We start from the raw sequence: 20343 nt of genomic DNA, 5'->3' as shown, positions 1-20343 counted from the left end.
GTAGCATTTGGCAGCTAAATACTGGTCTTATCAGGGAAGATTATCAACCGCTATCCGAAAAAGATTCGCGGTTGATAAATAATCTGCGGGAAAACGCACAGTTTCGTGAACTATCGCAACCACTGGCGGAACTTCTTGTAACGCCACGCTAAAAGGGCCAGGGCCAGCAGGGCGTAGATGACCGGCTGAGGGGATAAAATCTTCACCGACCACAGGTAATGAATCGGGGCGAGGATCGCGACAAGATAGACGAAGTTGTGCAGCAGTTGCCAGCGTCGACCCAGTTTTCGCTGCGCATACTGCGTGGATGTCAGCGTCAGCGCCAGTAAAACCAGCCAGCTTACGATACCCAGCGTCAGATAGGGACGCGTCACCAGTTCGCTGCCAAGGAGTGCCAGGTTGTTAATGCCCAGTTCCAGCAGGGCGTAGCTGGTGAGATGCAGCGTCGCCCAGGCAAAACACCATAGCCCTAAAAGCCGACGGGTGCGTATCAATAATGGCTGTTTAGCGTAGCGCGCCAGCGGTGAGACGAGCAAGGTCGCCAGCAAAAATTTCAGAGCCATCCGACCCGTAAAATGCTGAATATCTTTCGCCGGATCGGCACTGAACTGTCCCTGGCTGGCTGCCCAGAAGAGCCAGATAAAGGGGAGCAATCCGGCTAAATGCAGGAGTACCTTCAGCCAGGTTATCTGCTTTGCCGTTAAACGCACTTAGAAGTTCTCCCGTAAATTCAGCCCACGGTAGAGGGATGCCACCTCATCCGCATAGCCGTTAAACAGCAGCGTTGGCTGGCGTTTAACATCCAGCGCGCCGCCGGAGCCGATAAAACGTTCCGTTGCCTGCGACCAGCGCGGATGGTCAACGTGCGGGTTAACGTTGGCAAAAAAACCATACTCGTCAGGCGCTGCCAGGTTCCAGGTGGTGGGGGGGCGTTCACGGGTGAGCTTAATGCTGACGATCGATTTGATGCCCTTGAAACCGTATTTCCACGGTACGGTCAGGCGAATGGGCGCCCCGTTTTGCGGCGGTAGCGCTTTGCCATAAACCCCGACGGTGAGCAGCGTAAGCGGATGCATGGCTTCGTCGAGACGTAAACCTTCAACGTAGGGATACTCCAGCCCGCCGCCGATAAACCGATCCTTCTGGCCTGGCATCTCGTCCGGGGCGTAGCGCGTCTGGAAGGAAACATACTTCGCGTTGCTGGTGGGCTCAACCAGCGCCAGCAGTTTATGCAAAGGGAAACCTACCCACGGCACCACCATCGACCAGGCTTCCACACAGCGCATACGGTAAATGCGCTCTTCAAGTGGGAAGCGGGTGGTGAGGTCATGATGATCCAGCGTCAGCGGTTTTGCCACCTCGCCATCTATCTTCAGCGTCCAGGGATCGGTTTTCATGCTCCCGGCGTTGGCGGCAGGATCGGCCTTATCGAGACCAAACTCATAGAAGTTGTTATAGCCGGTGACTTTATCTTCCGGCGTCAGCGCCAGTTTATTCTGCCACTGCGCCGGTTTGGTGAAGTTAAGCGGTGCGCCGGAGGGGGCTTTCGGGCGATCGTTGCCCTTAAACCAGTCGAGCAGATCGGCATGGGCCGCAGGGGTGAGCGTCAGGGCGGTGGCGCTGATGCCAAGCATTTTCAGGATCTGGCGGCGCTGTAGCATAAAGACAGATTCAGACGTTACGTCGGCTTCCGTCAGTTTTCGGGTTTTCATGGCATCCTCCGTCAGGCGTTTTTCTAAGCATGACGGAGGAGGAGGGTTAGCGCGAATATGTCACGAAAATTTGAAGATTAGGCGATTTTAACCAGCGCACGACCGTGGAACTGATTGTCCATGATTTTACTGGCGAACTCTGGCGCCTGGCTCAGGGTAATCTCAGTGGCGCTCTGGTCAAAGAATGAGGCTGGCAGATCCTGCACCAGACGTTCCCAGGCCTCAGCTCGCCGCTCGGCTGGGGTCATGACCGAATCGACACCCTGAAGACGCACGTTACGCAGAATAAATGGCATCACCGTCGTCGGCAGGGCAAAACCGCCCGCCAGACCACAGGCCGCCACGCAGCCGCCGTAATTCATTTGCGCCAGCACCTTCGCCAGCACTTTGTCGCCGACGGTATCTACTGCGCCAGCCCAGACCTGTTTTTCCAGCGGGCGGGTCTCGGCGAATTCGTCGCGGCTCAGAATACGGCTTGCGCCCAACTGACGTAGATAATCATGCGTACTTTCGCGGCCTGAGACGGCAGCGACCTGATACCCCAGCTTGTGCAGCAGCGTGACGGCCGTGCTGCCCACGCCGCCGCTGGCGCCGGTGACGACAATTTCGCCAGAGTCAGGGCGGATCCCGGCCTCTTCCAGCGCCATCACGCACAGCATGGCGGTGAAACCTGCCGTGCCGATGATCATCGCCTTACGACCGTCCAGGCCTTTCGGCATCGGGACCAGCCAGTCACCTTTTACGCGCGCCTGCGCTGCCAGTCCGCCCCAGTGGTTTTCACCTACGCCCCAGCCGGTGAGCAGCACCTGCTGTCCGGCGTGAAAACGTGGATCTTCACTGGTATGTACGCGGCCTGCAAAGTCGATTCCTGGCACCATCGGGAAATTTCGGATGATTTTACCTTTTCCCGTAATGGCCAGCGCATCCTTATAGTTCAGGCTGGACCAGTCGATATCTACGGTCACGTCGCCCTCCGGCAGGCGGCTCTCCTCGATGGCTTGCACTGAGGCAACGGTTTTGCCGTCCTGCTGTTCTAAGATCAAAGCCTGCATACTGGGTCCTCACTAGGTTTGATGATGGGAAAATATGTTCTGATGACTATACTCGCTCAATGAAACGCAGTGCCGATTTAACGCAATAAATTGCCAGATACGCCAGGTTTGGTAGTATGCCGCATTTGAAATGCAAGTTAGTGCTCACTTGCCCCCCCCTTCAACCCACGGAGTAATCTCAAGGATGCGATTAACGACGAAGTTCTCAGCTTTTATCACCTTGCTGACGGGGCTGACCATATTTGTCACGCTAATCGGCTGCTCGCTGAGCTTTTACAATGCCATCCAGGATAAGCTGGTTAACCGGGTTGAATCGGTTGCATCGGTTATCGACACTCGCCTGATTGCAACCTCCTTCCCGGCGCTTTCGCGTGAGCTGGATGAGTTAATGGTGCCTGTGGATATCGTGCAGATCGACATTAAACAGGGGAAGCAGACCGTTTTCAGCCATACCCGCCAGGGCAGCTATCGTCCTGCCGGCACGGTAGATCAGTATCGGAACGTCACGGTTAATTCACTTAAACATCCGGGTATGACAATTCATCTGATGTACCAGGATCCGATGAGCAACTATTTACGCTCGCTTATGACCACCGCGCCCTTAACCATCGCCGTTGCCTTTATCGTACTGCTGATTTTCCTCGCCGTTCGCTGGCAGCGTCGTCAACTTTCCGGCCAGGAGCTGCTGGAAACACGCTCCGTGCGGATACTGAATGGCGAACGGGGTCCACAGGTGCGGGGATCGGTTTATGAATGGCCATCACGCACCAGTAGCGCCCTGGACGTGTTGCTCTCCGAAATCCAGTTTGCCAGCGATCAGCGTAGCCGTATGGACACATTGATTCGCTCTTACGCCGCGCAGGATAACAAAACGGGCCTCAACAACCGTCTCTTTTTTGATAATCAGCTGGCTACCCTTCTTGATGACCCCGAAAAGGTGGGTACGCATGGCGTGGTAATGATGATTCGCCTGCCCGACTTCGATCTGCTCCGTGATACCTGGGGTCAGCGCGTGGCGGAAGAGAACCTCTTTACGCTGATTAACCTGCTGTCCACCTTTATTATGCGCTACCCCGGCGCGTTACTGGCACGCTACCACCGCAGCGATTTTGCCGTCTTGCTGCCGCATCGCACCTTAAAGGAGTCCGAGAGTATCGCCAGCCAGCTGCTGAAAGCCGTCGATGCGCTGCCCCAGAGCAAAATGCTCGACAGAGACGATATGGTGCATATGGGCATCTGTGCCTGGCGCGGCGGTCAGTCGACGGAGCAGGTGATGGAACATGCGGAAGCGGCCACGCGTAACGCCGTATTGCAGGGGGCGAACGGCTGGGCAGTCTATGATGATACGCTGCCGGAGAAAGGGCGCGGCAACGTGCGCTGGCGAACCCTGATTGAACAGATGCTGAGCCGGGGCGGACCGCGCATCTATCAAAAACCGGCGGTCATGAAGAATGGTCATGTTCATCATCGTGAGCTGATGTGCCGTATTTTTGATGGCACTGAAGAGGTTATCTCCGCGGAATATCTGCCCATGGTGTTGCAATTCGGATTGTCCGAAGAGTATGACCGTCAGCAAATCACCCGTCTCATTCCGTTTTTATCGTACTGGCCTGAAGAAAATCTGGCTTTACAGGTGACCGTCGAATCGCTGATCCGTCCGCGTTTCCAGCGCTGGTTACGTGACACATTAATGCAATGCGAAAAATCGCAACGCAAACGCATTATTTTTGAACTTGCAGAGGCAGATGTAGGTCAACACATCAGCCGGTTGCGCCCGGTAGTGCGTTTAATCAATGCGCTTGGGGCTCGCGTGGCGGTAACCCAGGCGGGTTTGACGCTGGTGAGCACCCGCTGGATCAAAGAGCTGGATGTTGAATTATTGAAGCTGCATCCGGGTCTGGTAAGGAATATTGAAAAACGCACGGAAAACCAGCTGCTGGTACAAAGCCTGGTGGAAGCGTGCAAAGGAACGCAAACGCAAGTATTTGCCACAGGCGTACGTTCACGTAGTGAATGGCAGATGTTGACAGAGCGCGGCGTGACGGGCGGTCAGGGGGATTTTTTTGCCGCCTCTCAGCCGCTTGACACCAATGTGAAAAAATATTTGCAAAGATACTCTGTTTGACCTGCCGTTTACTTTGTTTTCACGTAGAATATCGCGCCTGTAGCTTTGAGTAAGACGAGCATAAAAGCCAGTGAACGACCTTTAGTGGGTTACAAGTGAAAGTGAGGGACGCTGCTGTTTACTCAGCCCTGAGGGATTCAGGGGATGAATTTGTAACAAAGGAAACGTGCTGCACTAATTTTCACCGTAGCAGACGATTTTTGCGCCTTGTCGCTGCTGCGTGTGGTTGGTAAAGTAAGCGGATTTTGTTTTCCGCCCCAGCTTTCAGGATTATCCCTTAGTATGTTGAAAAAATTTCGTGGCATGTTTTCCAATGACCTGTCCATTGACCTGGGTACCGCGAATACCCTTATTTATGTAAAAGGACAAGGCATCGTATTGAATGAGCCTTCCGTTGTGGCCATTCGTCAGGATCGTGCCGGCTCGCCAAAAAGCGTGGCCGCAGTAGGTCATGATGCGAAGCAGATGCTGGGCCGTACGCCGGGCAACATCGCCGCGATCCGCCCTATGAAAGACGGCGTTATTGCTGACTTCTTCGTGACCGAAAAAATGCTTCAGCACTTCATCAAGCAGGTTCACAGCAACAGCTTCATGCGCCCAAGCCCGCGCGTGCTGGTGTGTGTGCCGGTTGGCGCAACCCAGGTTGAACGCCGTGCGATCCGTGAATCCGCTCAGGGTGCCGGTGCGCGTGAAGTGTTCCTGATTGAAGAACCGATGGCTGCGGCAATTGGTGCGGGTCTGCCGGTTTCTGAGGCTACCGGTTCTATGGTGGTGGATATCGGTGGCGGTACCACTGAAGTGGCCGTTATCTCCCTGAACGGTGTGGTGTACTCCTCTTCCGTGCGTATCGGCGGCGACCGTTTCGACGAAGCCATCATCAATTACGTTCGCCGTAACTACGGCTCTCTGATCGGTGAAGCAACCGCAGAGCGCATCAAGCATGAAATCGGTTCTGCCTATCCGGGTGATGAAGTACGCGAGATCGAAGTTCGCGGTCGTAACCTGGCTGAAGGCGTGCCACGCGGATTCACCCTGAACTCCAACGAAATCCTGGAAGCGTTGCAGGAGCCGCTGACCGGCATCGTGAGCGCGGTGATGGTTGCGCTGGAACAGTGCCCGCCAGAGCTGGCTTCCGATATCTCCGAGCGCGGTATGGTTCTGACCGGTGGTGGTGCGCTGCTGCGTAACCTCGACCGCCTGTTAATGGAAGAGACAGGTATTCCTGTCGTAGTTGCAGAAGATCCACTGACTTGCGTCGCCCGTGGTGGTGGCAAGGCGCTGGAAATGATCGACATGCACGGCGGCGACTTGTTTAGCGAAGAGTAGTCGGGTGTGAGAGGGTAGCAATTTGCTACCCTTTCTCTCTGACGCGAGAATACGCATAGCCTATGAAGCCAATTTTTAGCCGTGGCCCGTCGCTACAGTTTCGCCTGATCCTGGCGGTTCTGGTTGCGCTCGGGGTCATTATTGCCGATAGCCGCCTCGGTACGTTCAGCCAGATCCGAACGTACATGGATACCGCCGTCAGTCCTTTCTACTTTATTTCAAATGGTCCCCGTGAACTGCTCGACTCCGTGTCGCAAACGCTCTCATCGCGTGACCAGCTCGAACTCGAAAACCGTGCGTTACGCCAGGAACTGCTGCTGAAAAATAGCGAGCTGCTGATGCTGGGGCAATATAAGCAGGAAAACGCCCGTCTGCGCGAACTGCTCGGCTCGCCGCTGCGCCAGGATGAACAGAAAATGGTCACCCAGGTAATCTCCACCGTAAACGATCCGTACAGCGATCAGGTGGTGATTGATAAAGGCAGCGTGAACGGCGTATACGAAGGTCAGCCTGTCATCAGCGATAAGGGCGTCGTGGGCCAGGTTGTGGCGGTTGCCAAACTGACCAGCCGCGTGTTGCTGATTTGCGATGCCACCCATGCACTGCCGATTCAGGTGCTGCGTAACGATATTCGCGTGATTGCCGCCGGTAATGGCTGCACGGACGATCTGCAACTGGAACACCTGCCTGCCAACACGGATATCCGCGTGGGCGACGTGCTGGTGACGTCCGGTCTGGGCGGTCGTTTCCCTGAGGGCTACCCGGTTGCGGTTGTCTCTTCCGTGAAGCTCGACACTCAGCGTGCCTACACCGTGATTCAGGCGCGTCCAACGGCCGGCTTGCAGCGTTTGCGCTACCTGTTGCTGCTGTGGGGCGCCGATCGTAACGGCGCTAACCCGATGACCCCGGAAGATGTGCATCGCGTGGCCAACGAACGCCTGATGCAGATGATGCCGCAGGTGCTGCCTGCGCCGGATGCGATGGGACCACCTGCACCCGTACCGGCTCCGGCGACGGGGTTAACGCAGCCGCTGCCGGATGCGCCCCCACCGCCGCAAGTCTCGGGTGGAGGGCAGTAGTGGCCAGTTATCGTAGCCAGGGGCGCTGGGTAATCTGGCTCTCATTCCTCGTTGCACTGTTGCTGCAAATTATGCCCTGGCCGGACGACATTCTTGTTTTCCGGCCAAACTGGGTATTGCTCATTTTGCTCTACTGGATCCTTGCCCTGCCGCACCGCGTAAATGTCGGCACAGGTTTTGTGATGGGTGCCATACTGGATCTTATCAGTGGCTCTACGCTTGGCGTCCGCGCCTTATCCATGAGCATTATTGCGTATCTCGTCGCACTCAAATTCCAGCTCTTTCGTAACCTTGCGCTCTGGCAACAGGCGCTGGTAGTGATGTTGTTGTCGCTCGCTGCGGATATCGTTGTTTTCTGGGCAGAGTTTTTAGTGATCAACGTCTCTTTCCGACCGGAAGTGTTCTGGAGTAGTGTAGTAAACGGTGTGCTCTGGCCGTGGCTGTTCCTGCTGATGCGTAAAATTCGCCAGCAGTTTGCCGTGCAATAAAAGGTTTCTATGACGTCTTTGTATCTTGCCTCCGGTTCTCCGCGTCGCCAGGAACTGCTCGCGCAGTTGGGTGTCTCCTTCGAACGCATCGTTACCGGTATCGAAGAAAAACGTGCTGAGGGTGAAAGCGCTCAGCAGTATGTCTCTCGTCTGGCGCGTGAAAAAGCGCAGGCGGGCGTGGCATGCGTGCCGCGTGACTTACCGGTGCTGGGTGCGGATACCATCGTTATTCTCAATGGTGAGGTGCTTGAGAAACCCCGCGACGCAGACCATGCGGCGCGGATGCTGCGTAATATGTCCGGACAAACCCATCAGGTGATGACGGCGGTAGCGCTGGCAGATAGCCAGTACGTTCTGGATTGCCTTGTGGTAACGGAAGTGACGTTCAGAGTCCTCACCGACGAGGAGATCGCCGGCTATATCGCCAGCGGTGAACCTATGGATAAAGCAGGTGCATACGGTATTCAAGGGTTGGGTGGCTGTTTTGTCAGGAAGATAAATGGCAGCTATCACGCCGTAGTCGGCTTACCGCTGGTGGAAACGTATGAGTTGCTGAGCAATTTTAACTCACTGCGTGAGGGAAGGGATAATTATGACGGCTGAATTGTTGGTAAACGTAACGCCATCGGAAACCCGTGTGGCCTACATTGATGGTGGCATTCTCCAGGAAATTCATATTGAGCGTGAAGCGCGACGCGGAATCGTAGGCAATATCTACAAAGGTCGTGTCAGTCGTGTCCTGCCGGGTATGCAGGCGGCTTTTGTAGATATTGGGCTCGATAAGGCGGCGTTTTTACATGCCTCCGATATCATGCCGCACACCGAATGTGTGGCAGGCGAAGAGCAAAAGCAATTTGCCGTGCGCGACATCTCTGAGCTGGTGCGTCAGGGCCAGGATCTGATGGTACAGGTGGTAAAAGATCCGCTTGGCACCAAAGGCGCGCGTCTGACCACCGACATCACCCTGCCTTCACGCTATCTGGTCTTTATGCCGGGGGCGTCGCACGTCGGCGTGTCACAGCGTATTGAGAGCGAAAGCGAGCGTGAGCGCCTGAAAAAGGTGGTCAGCGCCTACTGCGATGAGCAGGGCGGGTTTATTATCCGTACCGCGGCGGAAGGGATCAGCGAAGAAGATCTGGCCTCGGATGCGGCCTACCTGAAGCGCGTCTGGACCAAAGTGATGGAGCGTAAAAAACGCAACCAGACCCGCTACAGGCTGTACGGTGAGCTGGCGCTCGCTCAGCGCGTATTACGTGATTTCGCCGACGCCCAGCTTGACCGCATCCGCGTGGACTCCCGTCTGACGTATGAAGCCTTACTGGAGTTCACCGCCGAGTACATCCCGGAAATGCCGGGGCTGCTGGAGCATTACACCGGACGCCAGCCGATATTTGACCTCTATGACGTTGAAAACGAAATCCAGCGTGCGCTGGAGCGTAAGGTTGAGCTGAAATCGGGTGGCTATCTGATCATCGATCAAACCGAAGCGATGACCACCGTCGACATCAACACCGGCGCGTTTGTCGGCCATCGCAACCTCGATGACACCATCTTCAACACCAACATAGAAGCGACGCAGGCCATCGCGCGTCAGCTTCGTCTGCGTAATCTGGGCGGCATTATCATCATCGACTTTATCGATATGAACAATGAAGATCACCGCCGTCGCGTGCTGCACTCACTGGAGCAGGCGCTGAGTAAGGACCGCGTGAAAACCAGCATCAATGGCTTCTCGCAGCTCGGTCTGGTGGAAATGACCCGGAAACGGACCCGCGAAAGCGTGGAACATGTCCTGTGTAATGAGTGTCCAACCTGCCATGGACGCGGAACGGTAAAGACGGTGGAGACGGTCTGCTACGAGATCATGCGTGAGATTGTCCGTGTCCATCATGCCTACGACTCAGACCGTTTTCTGGTCTATGCTTCCCCTGCGGTGGCGGAGGCCCTGAAAGGGGAAGAGTCGCACGCGCTGGCAGAAGTGGAAATCTTTGTCGGCAAACAGGTAAAAGTGCAAATTGAGCCGCTCTATAACCAGGAGCAGTTTGACGTCGTCATGATGTAAACGCAGTTCGCTGCGAGATTTAAGGCTGACAAGGAGAGACGCGTGAGGCGATTGCCGGGGATTTTACTGCTTACAGGGGCAACGCTGGTCGTGATTGTCGCGTTGCTCGTGAGCGGGCTGCGTCTCGCCTTGCCGCATCTGGACAGCTGGCGGCCGCAGATCCTGGCAAAAATCGAATCCGCCACCGGCCTGCCGGTGGACGTGAGCCATATCGAGGCAAGCTGGCAGAACTTTGGCCCGACGCTTGATGCGCGCGATATCCGCGCCAGCCTGAAAGATGGCGGCCACCTCAAAATCAAACGCGTCACCCTGGCGCTGGATGTCTGGCAAAGCCTGCTGCATCTGCGCTGGCAGTTTCGCGATCTCACCTTTTATCAACTTCAGTTTCTGACCAATACTCCGCTGACGGGCGGTGATAATAATCAGGGTCTGGAAGCCAACCGCTTTAGCGATCTCTTCCTCCGCCAGTTCGATCATTTCGATCTGCGCGACAGCGAAGTGAGCTTTATTACCCTTTCCGGGCAGCGCGCTGAGCTGGCGATCCCACAGCTGACCTGGCTTAACGGGAAAGATCGCCACCGCGCCGAGGGGCAGGTGAATCTCTCCAGCCTGAACGGGCAGCACGGCGTTATGCAGGTGCGGATGGATCTGCGCGACGACAATGGCCTGCTGAACAACGGCAGGGTGTGGCTACAGGCAGACGACGTGGATGTGAAGCCGTGGCTCGGTGAGTGGCTACAGCAGAATATGCAGCTGGAAACCGCGCGCTTCAGCCTGGAAGGCTGGATGACCCTGACGAACGGGGCGTTCGCCAGCGGCGATATCTGGCTTAAGCAGGGGGGCGCGAGCTGGAAGGGGGAAAACCATCAGCATCAACTTTCCGTGGATAACCTCACCGCACACGTGACGCAGGATAAAGGCGGCTGGCAGTTCGCTATTCCGGATACGCGCATCTCCATGGATAACAAACCCTGGCCGCGCGGCGCGCTGACGCTGGCGTGGATGCCGGAGCAGGACGTCGGCGGGATAAACGGTAAACGCAGCGACGAGCTGCGTATTCGCGCCAGTAACCTGGATCTGACGGCGATCGAAGGGCTGCGTTCAATGGCCGCAAAACTCTCCCCGGAGCTGGGCGAAATCTGGCTGGCGACGCAGCCGAGCGGGCAGATAAACCGGCTGGCGCTGGATATTCCGCTCCAGGCCACGGAAAAGACGCGTTTTCAGGCGGCATGGAAAAATCTCGCCTGGAAACAGTGGAAACTGCTGCCGGGTGCTGAACACTTCAGCGGTAAACTGGAAGGAAGCGTGGAAAACGGCAGGCTGACGGCAGAAATGCAGGACGCGAAAATGCCGTACGAAACGGTCTTCCGTGCGCCACTGGAGATCGAAAAGGGAAATGCCACCCTCAACTGGCTGAAGAATGACAAAGGTTTTCAGCTCGATGGCCGCGATATCGATGTGAAAGCCAAAGCGGTACATGCCCGCGGTAATTTCCGTTATCTACAGCCTGAAGGCGATGAGCCGTGGTTGGGTATTCTGGCGGGCATCAGCACGGATGACGGTTCGCAGGCGTGGCGCTACTTCCCGGAAAACCTGATGGGGAAAGCGCTGGTGGACTATCTCAGCGGCGCTATTCAGGGCGGCCAGGCGGATAACGCCACGCTGGTCTACGGCGGCAACCCGCACCTGTTCCCGTATAAGCACAACGAAGGCCAGTTCCAGGTTCTGGTGCCTCTACGCAACGCCACCTATGCCTTCCAGCCGGACTGGCCGGCGCTGAAGAATCTGGATATTGAACTCAACTTCCTGAATGACGGCCTGTGGATGAAGACGGACAGCGTTGCGCTGGGCGGCGTAACGGCAAGCAACCTGACGGCAAACATCCCGGATTACTCCAAAGAGAAACTGCTGATTGATGCGGATATTAAGGGGCCAGGTAAAGTGGTTGGCCCGTACTTTGAAGATACGCCGCTGAATGACTCCCTGGCAGCCACCCTTCAGCAGTTGCAGTTAGATGGCGATGTGAATGCTCGCTTACATCTGGATATCCCGCTGGACGGTGAAATGACCACCGCCAAAGGCGACGTTAGCCTTAATAACAACAGCCTCTATATCAAGCCGCTGGACAGCACGCTGAAAAACCTCAGCGGTCAGTTCAGCTTTGTTAACGGCACGCTGAAAAGTGAGCCGCTGAAAGCGACCTGGTTCAATCAACCCGTCAATATCGATTTCTCCACCACCGAGGGCGATAAAGCCTACCAGGTGGCGGTCAATATGGACGCGAACTGGCAGCCGTCACGCATGGATGTTCTGCCGAAGCCGATTGAGAATGCGGTGGACGGCGCGGTGTCATGGAATGGCAAGGTCGCCATCGACCTGCCTTATCATGCCGGTGCGCGCTATAACGTCGACATTACGGGCGATCTGAAAAACCTCAGCAGCCAACTTCCCGCGCCGCTGAATAAGAAAAGCGGTGAAGCATTGCCCGTCAATGTTAAGGTTGCGGGCAACCTTAACAGCTTCGATTTAACCGGAAACGCTGGTGGAACAAACCACTTCAACAGCCGCTGGCTGCTTAACCGCAAGCTGACGCTGGACAGAGCGATCTGGACGACGGACAGCCGTACCACGCCGCCGCTGCCGGAGCAGGCGGGCGTTGAACTGAATCTCCCGCCGATGGATGGCGCAGAGTGGCTGGCACTGTTCCAGAAAGGTGTCGGGCAAAACGTCGACCAAACGGCGCAGTTCCCACAGTCCATTACCTTGCGCACGCCTGCGCTGACGCTGGGCGGGCAGCAGTGGAACAACCTGAGTATTGTCTCCCGGCCGACGGTAAACGGCTCAAAGGTCGAGGCGCAGGGGCGTGAGATTAACGGTTCGTTGACCATGCGCGATCACGCGCCATGGCAGGCGGCTATCCGTTATCTCTATTACAATCCGACCTTTACGGCGTCTAAAGCAGAGTCGACAAGCGCTTCTCCTGTCAGTGGCAGTGGGAGGTCGCGCGTGGATTTCAGCGGCTGGCCCGATCTCCAGTTGCGCTGTGCGGAGTGCTGGCTGTGGGGGCAAAAATATGGCCGTATCGACGGTGATTTTGCTATTCAGGGCAATACGCTGAGCCTCTCTGGTGGGCTGGTGGATACCGGCTTTGGCCGCATGACTGCCGCTGGCGAATGGGTGAACAAACCGGGTGAACAGCGCACCTCGCTGAAAGGCGATATTAAAGGCAACAAGCTGGACGCCGCAGCTAACTTCTTCGGCATTAGCACGCCGCTTCGCGGATCGTCCTTCGATGTGAATTACGATCTGCACTGGCGCGCAGCGCCATGGACACCCGATGAAGCTTCGCTTAACGGCATCCTGAAAACCCACTTCGGTAAGGGGGAGATTGCCGATGTGAGCACGGGGCGCGCCGGGCAGATCCTGCGTCTGCTGAGTTTTGACGCGCTGCTGCGCAAGCTGCGCTTCGACTTTAGCGACACCTTCAGCGAAGGTTTCTACTACGATTCCATTCGCAGCACGGCGTGGATCAAAGACGGCGTTCTGCACACCGACGACACGCTGGTGGACGGCCTGGAAGCGGATATCGCGATGAAAGGGTCAGTGGATCTCGTGCGCCGCGAGCTGGATATGGAAGCCGTGGTGGCGCCGGAGATTTCCGCAAGCGTGGGCGTTGCGGCAGCCTTTGTGGTCAATCCTATTGTCGGGGCGGCGGTGTTTGCGGCCAGTAAAGTGCTGGGGCCGCTCTGGAGCAAAGTCTCGATTCTGCGCTATCGCATTACCGGGCCGGTTGATAAACCACAGATTAATGAGGTGCTGCGCCAGCCGCGCAAAGAAGCACAGCAATGATTTGACGTGGGCAGGTAATTGCCTCACTCTCAATAAATACGATCTTTATACCGCCACTGGCGGCAACGAACGAGTAGCAATAGATGAGTCTGAACCTGGTAAGTGAACATTTGCTCGCAGCGAACGGCCTGAGCCATCAGGACCTGTTCTCCATTCTTGGTCAACTGACCGAACGCCGCCTCGACTACGGCGATCTCTATTTCCAGTCGAGCTATCACGAATCCTGGGTTTTAGAAGACAGCATCATTAAAGATGGCTCTTATAACATTGACCAGGGCGTCGGCGTGCGCGCCGTCAGCGGCGAAAAAACCGGTTTTGCCTATGCAGACCAGATAAGCCTGGCCGCGCTGGAGCAGAGCGCGCAGGCGGCGCGAACCATTGTGCGCGATACGGGCGACGGACGGGTGAAAACGCTGGGTGAAGTGCAGCACGCTGCGCTCTATACCAGCATCGACCCGCTGCAAAGCATGAGCCGCGAGGAGAAGCTGGACATCCTGCGTCGCGTGGACAAAGTGGCTCGCGCGGCGGATAAACGCGTGCAGGAAGTCTCTGCCAGCCTGACCGGGGTTTATGAACTGATCCTGGTGGCAGCGACGGACGGTACCCTGGCGGCGGATGTTCGCCCGCTGGTGCGTCTCTCTATCAGCGTGCAGGTTGAAGACGACGGTAAGCGCGAGCGCGGCTCCAGCGGTGGCGGTGGTCGTTTTGGTTATGACTGGTTCCTGGGTGATGTCGACGGCGAAGCCCGTGCGAATGCATGGGCAAAAGAAGCCGTGCGCATGGCGCTGGTCAACCTGTCTGCCGTGGCTGCACCCGCCGGTACGTTGCCGGTGGTACTGGGCGCAGGCTGGCCGGGCGTGCTGCTGCACGAAGCGGTCGGTCACGGCCTGGAAGGTGATTTCAACCGTCGCGGGACGTCCGTATTCAGCGGTCAGATGGGGCAGCTTGTCTCCTCAGAGCTGTGTACCGTGGTGGATGATGGCACCATGCTCGACCGTCGCGGCTCGATTTCTATCGACGATGAAGGTACGCCGGGTCAGTACAACGTGCTGATCGAAAACGGCGTACTGAAAGGCTACATGCAGGACAAGCTTAACGCGCGCCTGATGGGCGTTGCGCCGACGGGTAACGGCCGTCGTGAATCCTACGCACATCTGCCGATGCCCCGCATGACCAATACTTACATGCTGCCGGGCCAGTCCACGCCGCAGGAGATTATCGAATCCGTTGATTACGGTATCTTCGCGCCAAACTTTGGCGGCGGTCAGGTGGATATCACCTCCGGCAAATTTGTCTTCTCTACCTCAGAGGCGTATCTGATTGAGAAGGGCAAAGTGACCAAAGCGGTGAAGGGCGCAACCCTGATTGGCTCCGGCATTGAGGCCATGCAGCAGATTTCCATGGTCGGTAACGACCTGAAACTGGATAACGGCGTGGGCGTTTGCGGCAAAGAGGGCCAGAGCCTGCCTGTGGGCGTCGGTCAGCCTACGTTGAAAGTGGATAATCTGACGGTGGGCGGCACGGCCTGATCTTAGGATGCTTAAAAAAGGCGCTACAGATGTAGCGCCTTTTTTTTAACGTAAGTTACCCAGCGGTATCTCTGGATCAGGCTCGTGAGTAATGCGGTTACGCAAGTCACGACGAATGATTTCGATCGACCAGAACCAGACCAGATGCCCCACGATCTCTGACACGTGTTCATACCACGGCAACTCAAGCAGCGGTGGCGTCAGACCCATCAGCGGGAAGGAGATCATATGCACAAAAAGCTGGGCTAACGCACCCGCCAGCAAACCCTGCCAGAGTTTAATTTTCGGAAAGACTTCCGCAACAACGCAATACCCAACAGCGAAGACGATTGAGAAAATAATATGGGTCACACCGACCCAGTTAAATATATGTCCGGCAAATGTATAAACGGCTGCGTTAGGATCAGCAACGCCCAGCCAGTCGCGTAAAAATACATAGGGAGGGTTTAAAAAATTGCGGGAGCAGTCAATCTGGCTTGCGGCTCTTATTAATTGCTCAGGTCCGCATGCGCCGGTGAATAAATCGGTGGGACTGCGTGGCGGAAGTGGCACTTCGGCTCCCCATTTGACAAAAGCGGAGACGATCCCTGCAATTAAACCGATGAACGCGGCGAGTCCATAGCGCCTGCGTGAAGGCGGTGTTTGTTCGAATATATTCATCTCTTTTCCTTGTTTAACGTCATCCTGCGAAATACATTTTATTATTCATATTGGTAACAAATATATAACAGTCTGATGTTCAGACTGCTTATAAGGTAAATGGCGGGTGGCGGGAGTGTCAATTAGCCATTCCTGAGAGGAGGGCGGAAATATTCCTGGATGAATGTGAGTGCCATCCGGGGAATATTCATGCCAGATATGATTATAGCGATTACTTTATTACTCCTTTCTTCTGCCGCGCATCCCCTGAAACAGCTCCGCCACTTCGACAAAATACTCGGTCAGATAGTTAATACACACCTGTACTTTGAGAGGCAGTTTGTCCTTCTCGGTATAGAGAGCGTAGACCGGACGTGGATCGGACTGGTAACGCGGGAAGAGGATCTCCAGTACGCCGCTGTTGATCTCATTGATCACCCACATCAGCGGTACGTAGGCGATCCCGGCTCCGGCCACCAGCCAGCGTGAGATCGTCATCGGATCGTTGGTGACGAAGCGGCCTTCAGGCAGCAGTTTAGTGGAAAGCCCTTCCGGCGCGATCAGTTCAAATTCGTTATCTGGCCGAACGCTGTATTCCAGCCACGAGTGGTTGCTCAGGTCGGCAGGTTTTTCCGGCACGCCATACTGTGCCAGATAGCTTTTCGACGCGCAGACCACCATCGGCATGCTGCCCAGTCGACGCGAGAACAGGCTTGAGTCCTGCAACGCGCCAACGCGGATCACCACGTCTAACCCATCGGCAATCAGATCCGGGGCCGGAATGCCCGTTACCAGATTAACGGTTAAACCGGGATACTCTTTCAGCATTTCCGCCGTCATGGCAGCGAGAACATTTTGTGCCATAGTTGAAGAACACCCGATACGCAGCGTGCCGATAGGCGTGTTGTTAAAGGCATAGAGCTGCTCGTGAACATCCTGCACCTCATGCAGCATTCGACGGCAGCCCTGATAGTAAATTTTACCCGCTTCCGTCAGCCCGATGCTGCGGGTGCTGCGGTTGAGCAGCTTCACCTGGAGCTCATCTTCCAGTTTTGACACTGTCTGGCTAATGGATGAGACGCTCATTTGTAGCTGACGTGCTGCGGCGGTAAAAGAGCCTTGCTCAACCACTTTCGCAAAGACGGACATGCGTTTTAGACGTTCCATTATTCACTCTGGCTTAAAAGTGATTTAGATCACATATGATAGATAACAGCATAACAGTTACGTTAATATATTATTAATTACATAACGGCTGCGCCACTCTCGCCCGGCAATTCATGCTCTCCTGCGGCGGCGCGAGCTTAAAAATCCAGTAACCTGCACTCTCTTTAATCAAGGTCAACATGAGTCTGTTTCCCGTTATCGTGGTGTTCGGTTTGTCGTTCCCACCGATATTTTTCGAGCTTCTTTTATCACTGGCGATCTTCTGGCTGGTGCGCAAGGTGCTGGTCCCTACCGGGATTTATGATTTCGTCTGGCATCCTGCATTGTTCAATACCGCGCTGTATTGCTGCCTGTTCTATTTAATATCGCGCATGTTTGTCTGAGGTTGATGTGAAAACGCTAACAAGAAAAATCTCCCGCACTGCCATCACTATGGCGCTGGTCATCCTGGCGTTCATCGCTATTTTTCGCGCCTGGGTTTATTACACCGAATCCCCGTGGACGCGCGATGCGCGTTTCAGCGCGGAGGTGGTCGCGATAGCGCCCGATGTCGCCGGTCTCATTACGGCGGTCAACGTCCACGATAACCAACTGGTGAAAAAAGATCAGGTGCTGTTCACCATCGACCAGCCGCGCTATCAAAAAGCGCTGGAAGAAGCGGAAGCCGACGTGGCGTATTACAACGCGCTGGCCGCTGAAAAACGCCGTGAAGCAGGTCGCCGTAACAAGCTGGGCATCCAGGCTATGTCCCGGGAAGAGATTGACCAGTCTAATAACGTGCTGCAAACCGTGCTGCATCAGCTGGCAAAAGCGCAGGCGACGCGCGATCTGGCGAAGCTCGATCTGGAACGTACCGTTATCCGCGCCCCGTCCGATGGCTGGGTGACCAACCTCAACGTCTATGCGGGTGAGTTTATCACGCGCGGCTCAACTGCCGTGGCGCTGGTGAAACAGAACTCCTTCTACGTCCTCGCCTATATGGAAGAGACCAAGCTGGAAGGCGTGCGTCCGGGCTATCGCGCCGAAATCACGCCGCTCGGCAGCAACCGGGTCCTGAAGGGAACCGTGGACAGCGTGGCCGCGGGGGTGACCAACTCCAGCAGTACCAATGATACAAAAGGGATGGCGACCGTCGATTCTAACCTCGAGTGGGTTCGCCTGGCGCAGCGCGTACCGGTACGCATTCGTCTGGATGAGCAGCAGAGCAACCTCTGGCCCGCAGGCACCACCGCGACGGTGGTGATCACGGGTGAAAAAGACCGTGATGCCAGCCAGGATTCTATCTTCCGTCAAATCGCCCATCGCCTGCGCGAGTTTGGTTGATCGCTATGGGCATTTTTTCCATCGCCAGCCAGCACATCCGCTTCGCCGTGAAGCTGGCATGCGCCATTGTGCTGGCGCTGTTTGTTGGCTTCCATTTCCAGCTTGAAACGCCGCGCTGGGCCGTTCTGACCGCCGCGATCGTCGCCGCCGGTCCTGCCTTCGCGGCGGGTGGCGAACCTTACTCCGGGGCAATTCGCTATCGCGGGATGCTGCGTATTATCGGCACCTTTATCGGCTGTATCGCCGCCCTGACCATTATCATCCTGATGATCCGCACGCCGCTGCTGATGCTGATTGTGTGCTGTATCTGGGCAGGTTTTTGCACCTGGGTCTCTTCGCTGGTGAAGGTAGAGAACTCGTACGCCTGGGGTCTGGCGGGGTATACCGCGCTGATTATTATCATCACCATTCAGAGTGAACCGCTGCTTGCTCCGCAGTTCGCCGTGGAACGTTGTAGCGAGATTGTCATTGGTATCGTCTGCGCGATTGTCGCAGATCTGCTCTTCTCTCCGCGATCCATCAAGCAGGAAGTCGATCGTGAGCTGGACGCGCTGATTGTTGCCCAGTACCAGCTCATGCAGCTGTGCATTAAGCACGGCGACAGCGAAGAGGTCGACAAGGCCTGGAGCGCGCTGGTGCGCCGCACGCAGGCGCTGGAAGGGATGCGCAGTAATCTCAACATGGAGTCTTCCCGCTGGGAGCGGGCCAATCGTCGTCTGAAAGCGATCAATACCGTCTCGTTAACGCTGATCACCCAGGCGTGTGAAACCTACCTGATTCAGAACACCCGCCCCGAAGTGGTAACGGATACTTTCCGCGAACTGTTTGATGAGCCCGTGGAGACGGTGCAGGACGTGCATCGACAGCTTAAACGCATGCGTCGTGTGATTGCCTGGACAGGAGAACGGGATACGCCAGTCACCATTTATACCTGGGTTGGCGCCGCAACGCGCTACCTGCTCCTGAAACGCGGCGTGATTAGCAACACCAAAATCAGTGCGGCGGAAGAAGAGGTATTGCAGGGCGAAGTGGTGATCAAACCGGAGTCCGCCGAACGCCACCATGCGATGGTTAATTTCTGGCGTACCACCCTGGCTTGTATACTCGGCACGCTGTTCTGGCTGTGGACCGGCTGGACGTCCGGCAGCGGCGCGATGGTGATGATTGCCGTCGTCACCGCGCTGGCGATGCGTCTGCCCAACCCGCGCATGGTTGCTATCGATTTTCTGTACGGCACCATTGCGGCGTTACCCATTGGTGCGCTCTACTTCCTGGTGATTATTCCCTCGACGCAGCAAAGCATGCTTTTGCTCTGCATCAGCCTGGCGGTGATGGCGTTCTTTATCGGGATTGAGGTACAAAAACGCCGTCTGGGATCGTTGGGTGCGCTGGCGAGCACGATTAACATCATCGTGCTGGATAACCCGATGACCTTCCATTTCAGCCAGTTCCTGGATAGCGCATTAGGTCAGCTGGTGGGCTGTTTCCTGGCGATGATGGTGATCCTGCTGGTGCGGGATAACTCTCAGGCGCGGACAGGGCGTGTGCTGCTGAATCAGTTTGTGTCGGCCGCCGTATCGTCATTGACTACCAACACCGCGCGGCGTAAGGAGAACCACCTGCCGGCGCTCTATCAGCAGCTGTTCCTGTTGTTGAATAAATTCCCGGGCGATGTCGCCCGCTTCCGCCTGGCGTTAACCATGATTATCGCGCACCAGCGTCTGCGGAACGCGCCAGTGCCGATCAACGACGATTTGTCCGCCTACCACCGCCAGCTACGGCGAACGGCGGACCATGTGATATCGGCATCCAGTGATGACAAACGTCGCCGCTACTTTAAGCAACTGCTGGAGGAACTGGATATCTACCAGGAGAAACTGCGGATCTGGGAAGCGCCGCCGCAGGTTACCGAGCCGGTAGAGAGGCTGGTGTTTATGCTGCACCGCTACCAGAATGCGCTGACAGACAGCTAATGAAGAGAAAACCGACGCC

At 56.1% G+C, this 20343-nt stretch carries 16 protein-coding genes; 11 read left to right on the top strand and 5 right to left on the bottom strand.

Going from position 1 to position 20343, the window contains the following annotated elements:
* Positions 1-110 precede the first annotated feature (110 nt).
* The 3 genes from msrQ to ACQG0T_RS20825 form a co-directional block, all read right to left on the bottom strand.
* A complete protein-coding gene (msrQ, locus tag ACQG0T_RS20835; RefSeq protein ID WP_003860393.1) occupies positions 111-710 on the bottom strand; it encodes a protein-methionine-sulfoxide reductase heme-binding subunit MsrQ in 600 nt (199 codons plus the stop codon).
* Entirely contained in the window at positions 711-1712 is a 1002-nt protein-coding gene (msrP, locus tag ACQG0T_RS20830; protein WP_015572016.1) for a protein-methionine-sulfoxide reductase catalytic subunit MsrP, read from the bottom strand.
* A gap of 77 nt (positions 1713-1789) precedes the next feature.
* Positions 1790-2764: an MDR family oxidoreductase gene (locus ACQG0T_RS20825; RefSeq protein WP_017382706.1), complete on the bottom strand. Its 975-nt coding sequence runs from the start codon at positions 2762-2764 to the stop codon at positions 1790-1792.
* A gap of 184 nt (positions 2765-2948) precedes the next feature.
* Here ACQG0T_RS20825 and csrD point away from each other — a divergent pair, with 184 nt between their 5' ends.
* The 8 genes from csrD (at position 2949) to tldD (ending at position 15222) form a co-directional block, all read left to right on the top strand.
* Positions 2949-4889 (top strand): RNase E specificity factor CsrD, encoded by a 1941-nt coding sequence (gene csrD, locus ACQG0T_RS20820; RefSeq protein WP_017693893.1) that lies wholly within the window; start codon positions 2949-2951, stop codon positions 4887-4889.
* A gap of 282 nt (positions 4890-5171) precedes the next feature.
* Positions 5172-6215, top strand: a complete 1044-nt coding sequence (mreB, locus tag ACQG0T_RS20815) for a rod shape-determining protein MreB (protein ID WP_000913396.1) — start codon at positions 5172-5174, stop codon at positions 6213-6215.
* A 62-nt stretch (positions 6216-6277) separates the two neighbouring features.
* Positions 6278-7294, top strand: a complete 1017-nt coding sequence (gene mreC, locus ACQG0T_RS20810; RefSeq protein WP_003860400.1) for a rod shape-determining protein MreC — start codon at positions 6278-6280, stop codon at positions 7292-7294.
* On the top strand, positions 7294-7782 hold the full coding sequence (gene mreD / locus ACQG0T_RS20805) for a rod shape-determining protein MreD (RefSeq protein ID WP_003860402.1): 489 nt from the start codon (positions 7294-7296) through the stop codon (positions 7780-7782). Before mreC ends, mreD begins: the two co-directional genes overlap by 1 nt.
* A gap of 9 nt (positions 7783-7791) precedes the next feature.
* Positions 7792-8385 carry a Maf family protein gene (locus tag ACQG0T_RS20800; RefSeq protein WP_003860403.1) on the top strand — a complete coding sequence of 198 codons (594 nt, stop codon included), beginning with the start codon at positions 7792-7794 and terminating at the stop codon, positions 8383-8385.
* Positions 8375-9844 (top strand): ribonuclease G, encoded by a 1470-nt coding sequence (gene rng / locus ACQG0T_RS20795; protein WP_003860405.1) that lies wholly within the window; start codon positions 8375-8377, stop codon positions 9842-9844. Before ACQG0T_RS20800 ends, rng begins: the two co-directional genes overlap by 11 nt.
* A gap of 42 nt (positions 9845-9886) precedes the next feature.
* A complete protein-coding gene (gene yhdP, locus ACQG0T_RS20790) occupies positions 9887-13693 on the top strand; it encodes an AsmA2 domain-containing protein YhdP (protein ID WP_400211476.1) in 3807 nt (1268 codons plus the stop codon).
* 83 nt (positions 13694-13776) lie between these two features.
* Positions 13777-15222: a metalloprotease TldD gene (gene tldD / locus ACQG0T_RS20785; protein ID WP_252051954.1), complete on the top strand. Its 1446-nt coding sequence runs from the start codon at positions 13777-13779 to the stop codon at positions 15220-15222.
* A 45-nt stretch (positions 15223-15267) separates the two neighbouring features.
* On the opposite strand, the gene ACQG0T_RS20780 is transcribed toward tldD, so the two are convergent.
* Complete coding sequence (locus ACQG0T_RS20780) at positions 15268-15882, bottom strand: YagU family protein (RefSeq protein ID WP_017382711.1); 615 nt, start codon at positions 15880-15882, stop codon at positions 15268-15270.
* A 219-nt stretch (positions 15883-16101) separates the two neighbouring features.
* Complete coding sequence (gene aaeR, locus ACQG0T_RS20775; protein WP_017382712.1) at positions 16102-17028, bottom strand: HTH-type transcriptional activator AaeR; 927 nt, start codon at positions 17026-17028, stop codon at positions 16102-16104.
* Positions 17029-17207: 179 nt separating this feature from the next.
* Here aaeR and aaeX point away from each other — a divergent pair, with 179 nt between their 5' ends.
* From aaeX to aaeB, 3 genes are read left to right on the top strand one after another with little or no spacing between them, the layout of a single operon-like run.
* Positions 17208-17411 (top strand): p-hydroxybenzoic acid efflux pump operon protein AaeX, encoded by a 204-nt coding sequence (gene aaeX, locus ACQG0T_RS20770; RefSeq protein ID WP_003860416.1) that lies wholly within the window; start codon positions 17208-17210, stop codon positions 17409-17411.
* Positions 17412-17418: 7 nt separating this feature from the next.
* Complete coding sequence (gene aaeA, locus ACQG0T_RS20765) at positions 17419-18351, top strand: p-hydroxybenzoic acid efflux pump subunit AaeA (protein WP_017382713.1); 933 nt, start codon at positions 17419-17421, stop codon at positions 18349-18351.
* Between the two features lie 5 nt (positions 18352-18356).
* The gene (gene aaeB / locus ACQG0T_RS20760) at positions 18357-20324 is read left to right on the top strand and encodes a p-hydroxybenzoic acid efflux pump subunit AaeB (RefSeq protein WP_015572008.1); all 1968 of its coding nucleotides are present in this window, start codon (positions 18357-18359) and stop codon (positions 20322-20324) included.
* The last annotated feature ends 19 nt before the right edge of the window (positions 20325-20343 follow it).

The sequence above is a fragment of the Enterobacter cloacae complex sp. 302F9 genome, from assembly GCF_050030335.1.
In the GTDB taxonomy this organism is placed as follows: Bacteria; Pseudomonadota; Gammaproteobacteria; order Enterobacterales; family Enterobacteriaceae; genus Enterobacter; species Enterobacter hormaechei_C.
Note: the sequence above shows the minus strand (reverse complement) of the source record. Positions and strands in the feature narration are given on the sequence as shown.

Coding starts and splice junctions, on each gene's coding strand:
- ACQG0T_RS20825 (WP_017382706.1), bottom strand. CDS start 2,764: ATGCAGGCTTTGATCTTAGAACAGCAGGACGGCAAAACCGTTGCCTCA.
- tldD (WP_252051954.1), top strand. CDS start 13,777: ATGAGTCTGAACCTGGTAAGTGAACATTTGCTCGCAGCGAACGGCCTG.
- ACQG0T_RS20780 (WP_017382711.1), bottom strand. CDS start 15,882: ATGAATATATTCGAACAAACACCGCCTTCACGCAGGCGCTATGGACTC.
- mreB (WP_000913396.1), top strand. CDS start 5,172: ATGTTGAAAAAATTTCGTGGCATGTTTTCCAATGACCTGTCCATTGAC.
- aaeB (WP_015572008.1), top strand. CDS start 18,357: ATGGGCATTTTTTCCATCGCCAGCCAGCACATCCGCTTCGCCGTGAAG.
- aaeX (WP_003860416.1), top strand. CDS start 17,208: ATGAGTCTGTTTCCCGTTATCGTGGTGTTCGGTTTGTCGTTCCCACCG.
- rng (WP_003860405.1), top strand. CDS start 8,375: ATGACGGCTGAATTGTTGGTAAACGTAACGCCATCGGAAACCCGTGTG.
- mreC (WP_003860400.1), top strand. CDS start 6,278: ATGAAGCCAATTTTTAGCCGTGGCCCGTCGCTACAGTTTCGCCTGATC.
- msrP (WP_015572016.1), bottom strand. CDS start 1,712: ATGAAAACCCGAAAACTGACGGAAGCCGACGTAACGTCTGAATCTGTC.
- aaeR (WP_017382712.1), bottom strand. CDS start 17,028: ATGGAACGTCTAAAACGCATGTCCGTCTTTGCGAAAGTGGTTGAGCAA.
- ACQG0T_RS20800 (WP_003860403.1), top strand. CDS start 7,792: ATGACGTCTTTGTATCTTGCCTCCGGTTCTCCGCGTCGCCAGGAACTG.
- csrD (WP_017693893.1), top strand. CDS start 2,949: ATGCGATTAACGACGAAGTTCTCAGCTTTTATCACCTTGCTGACGGGG.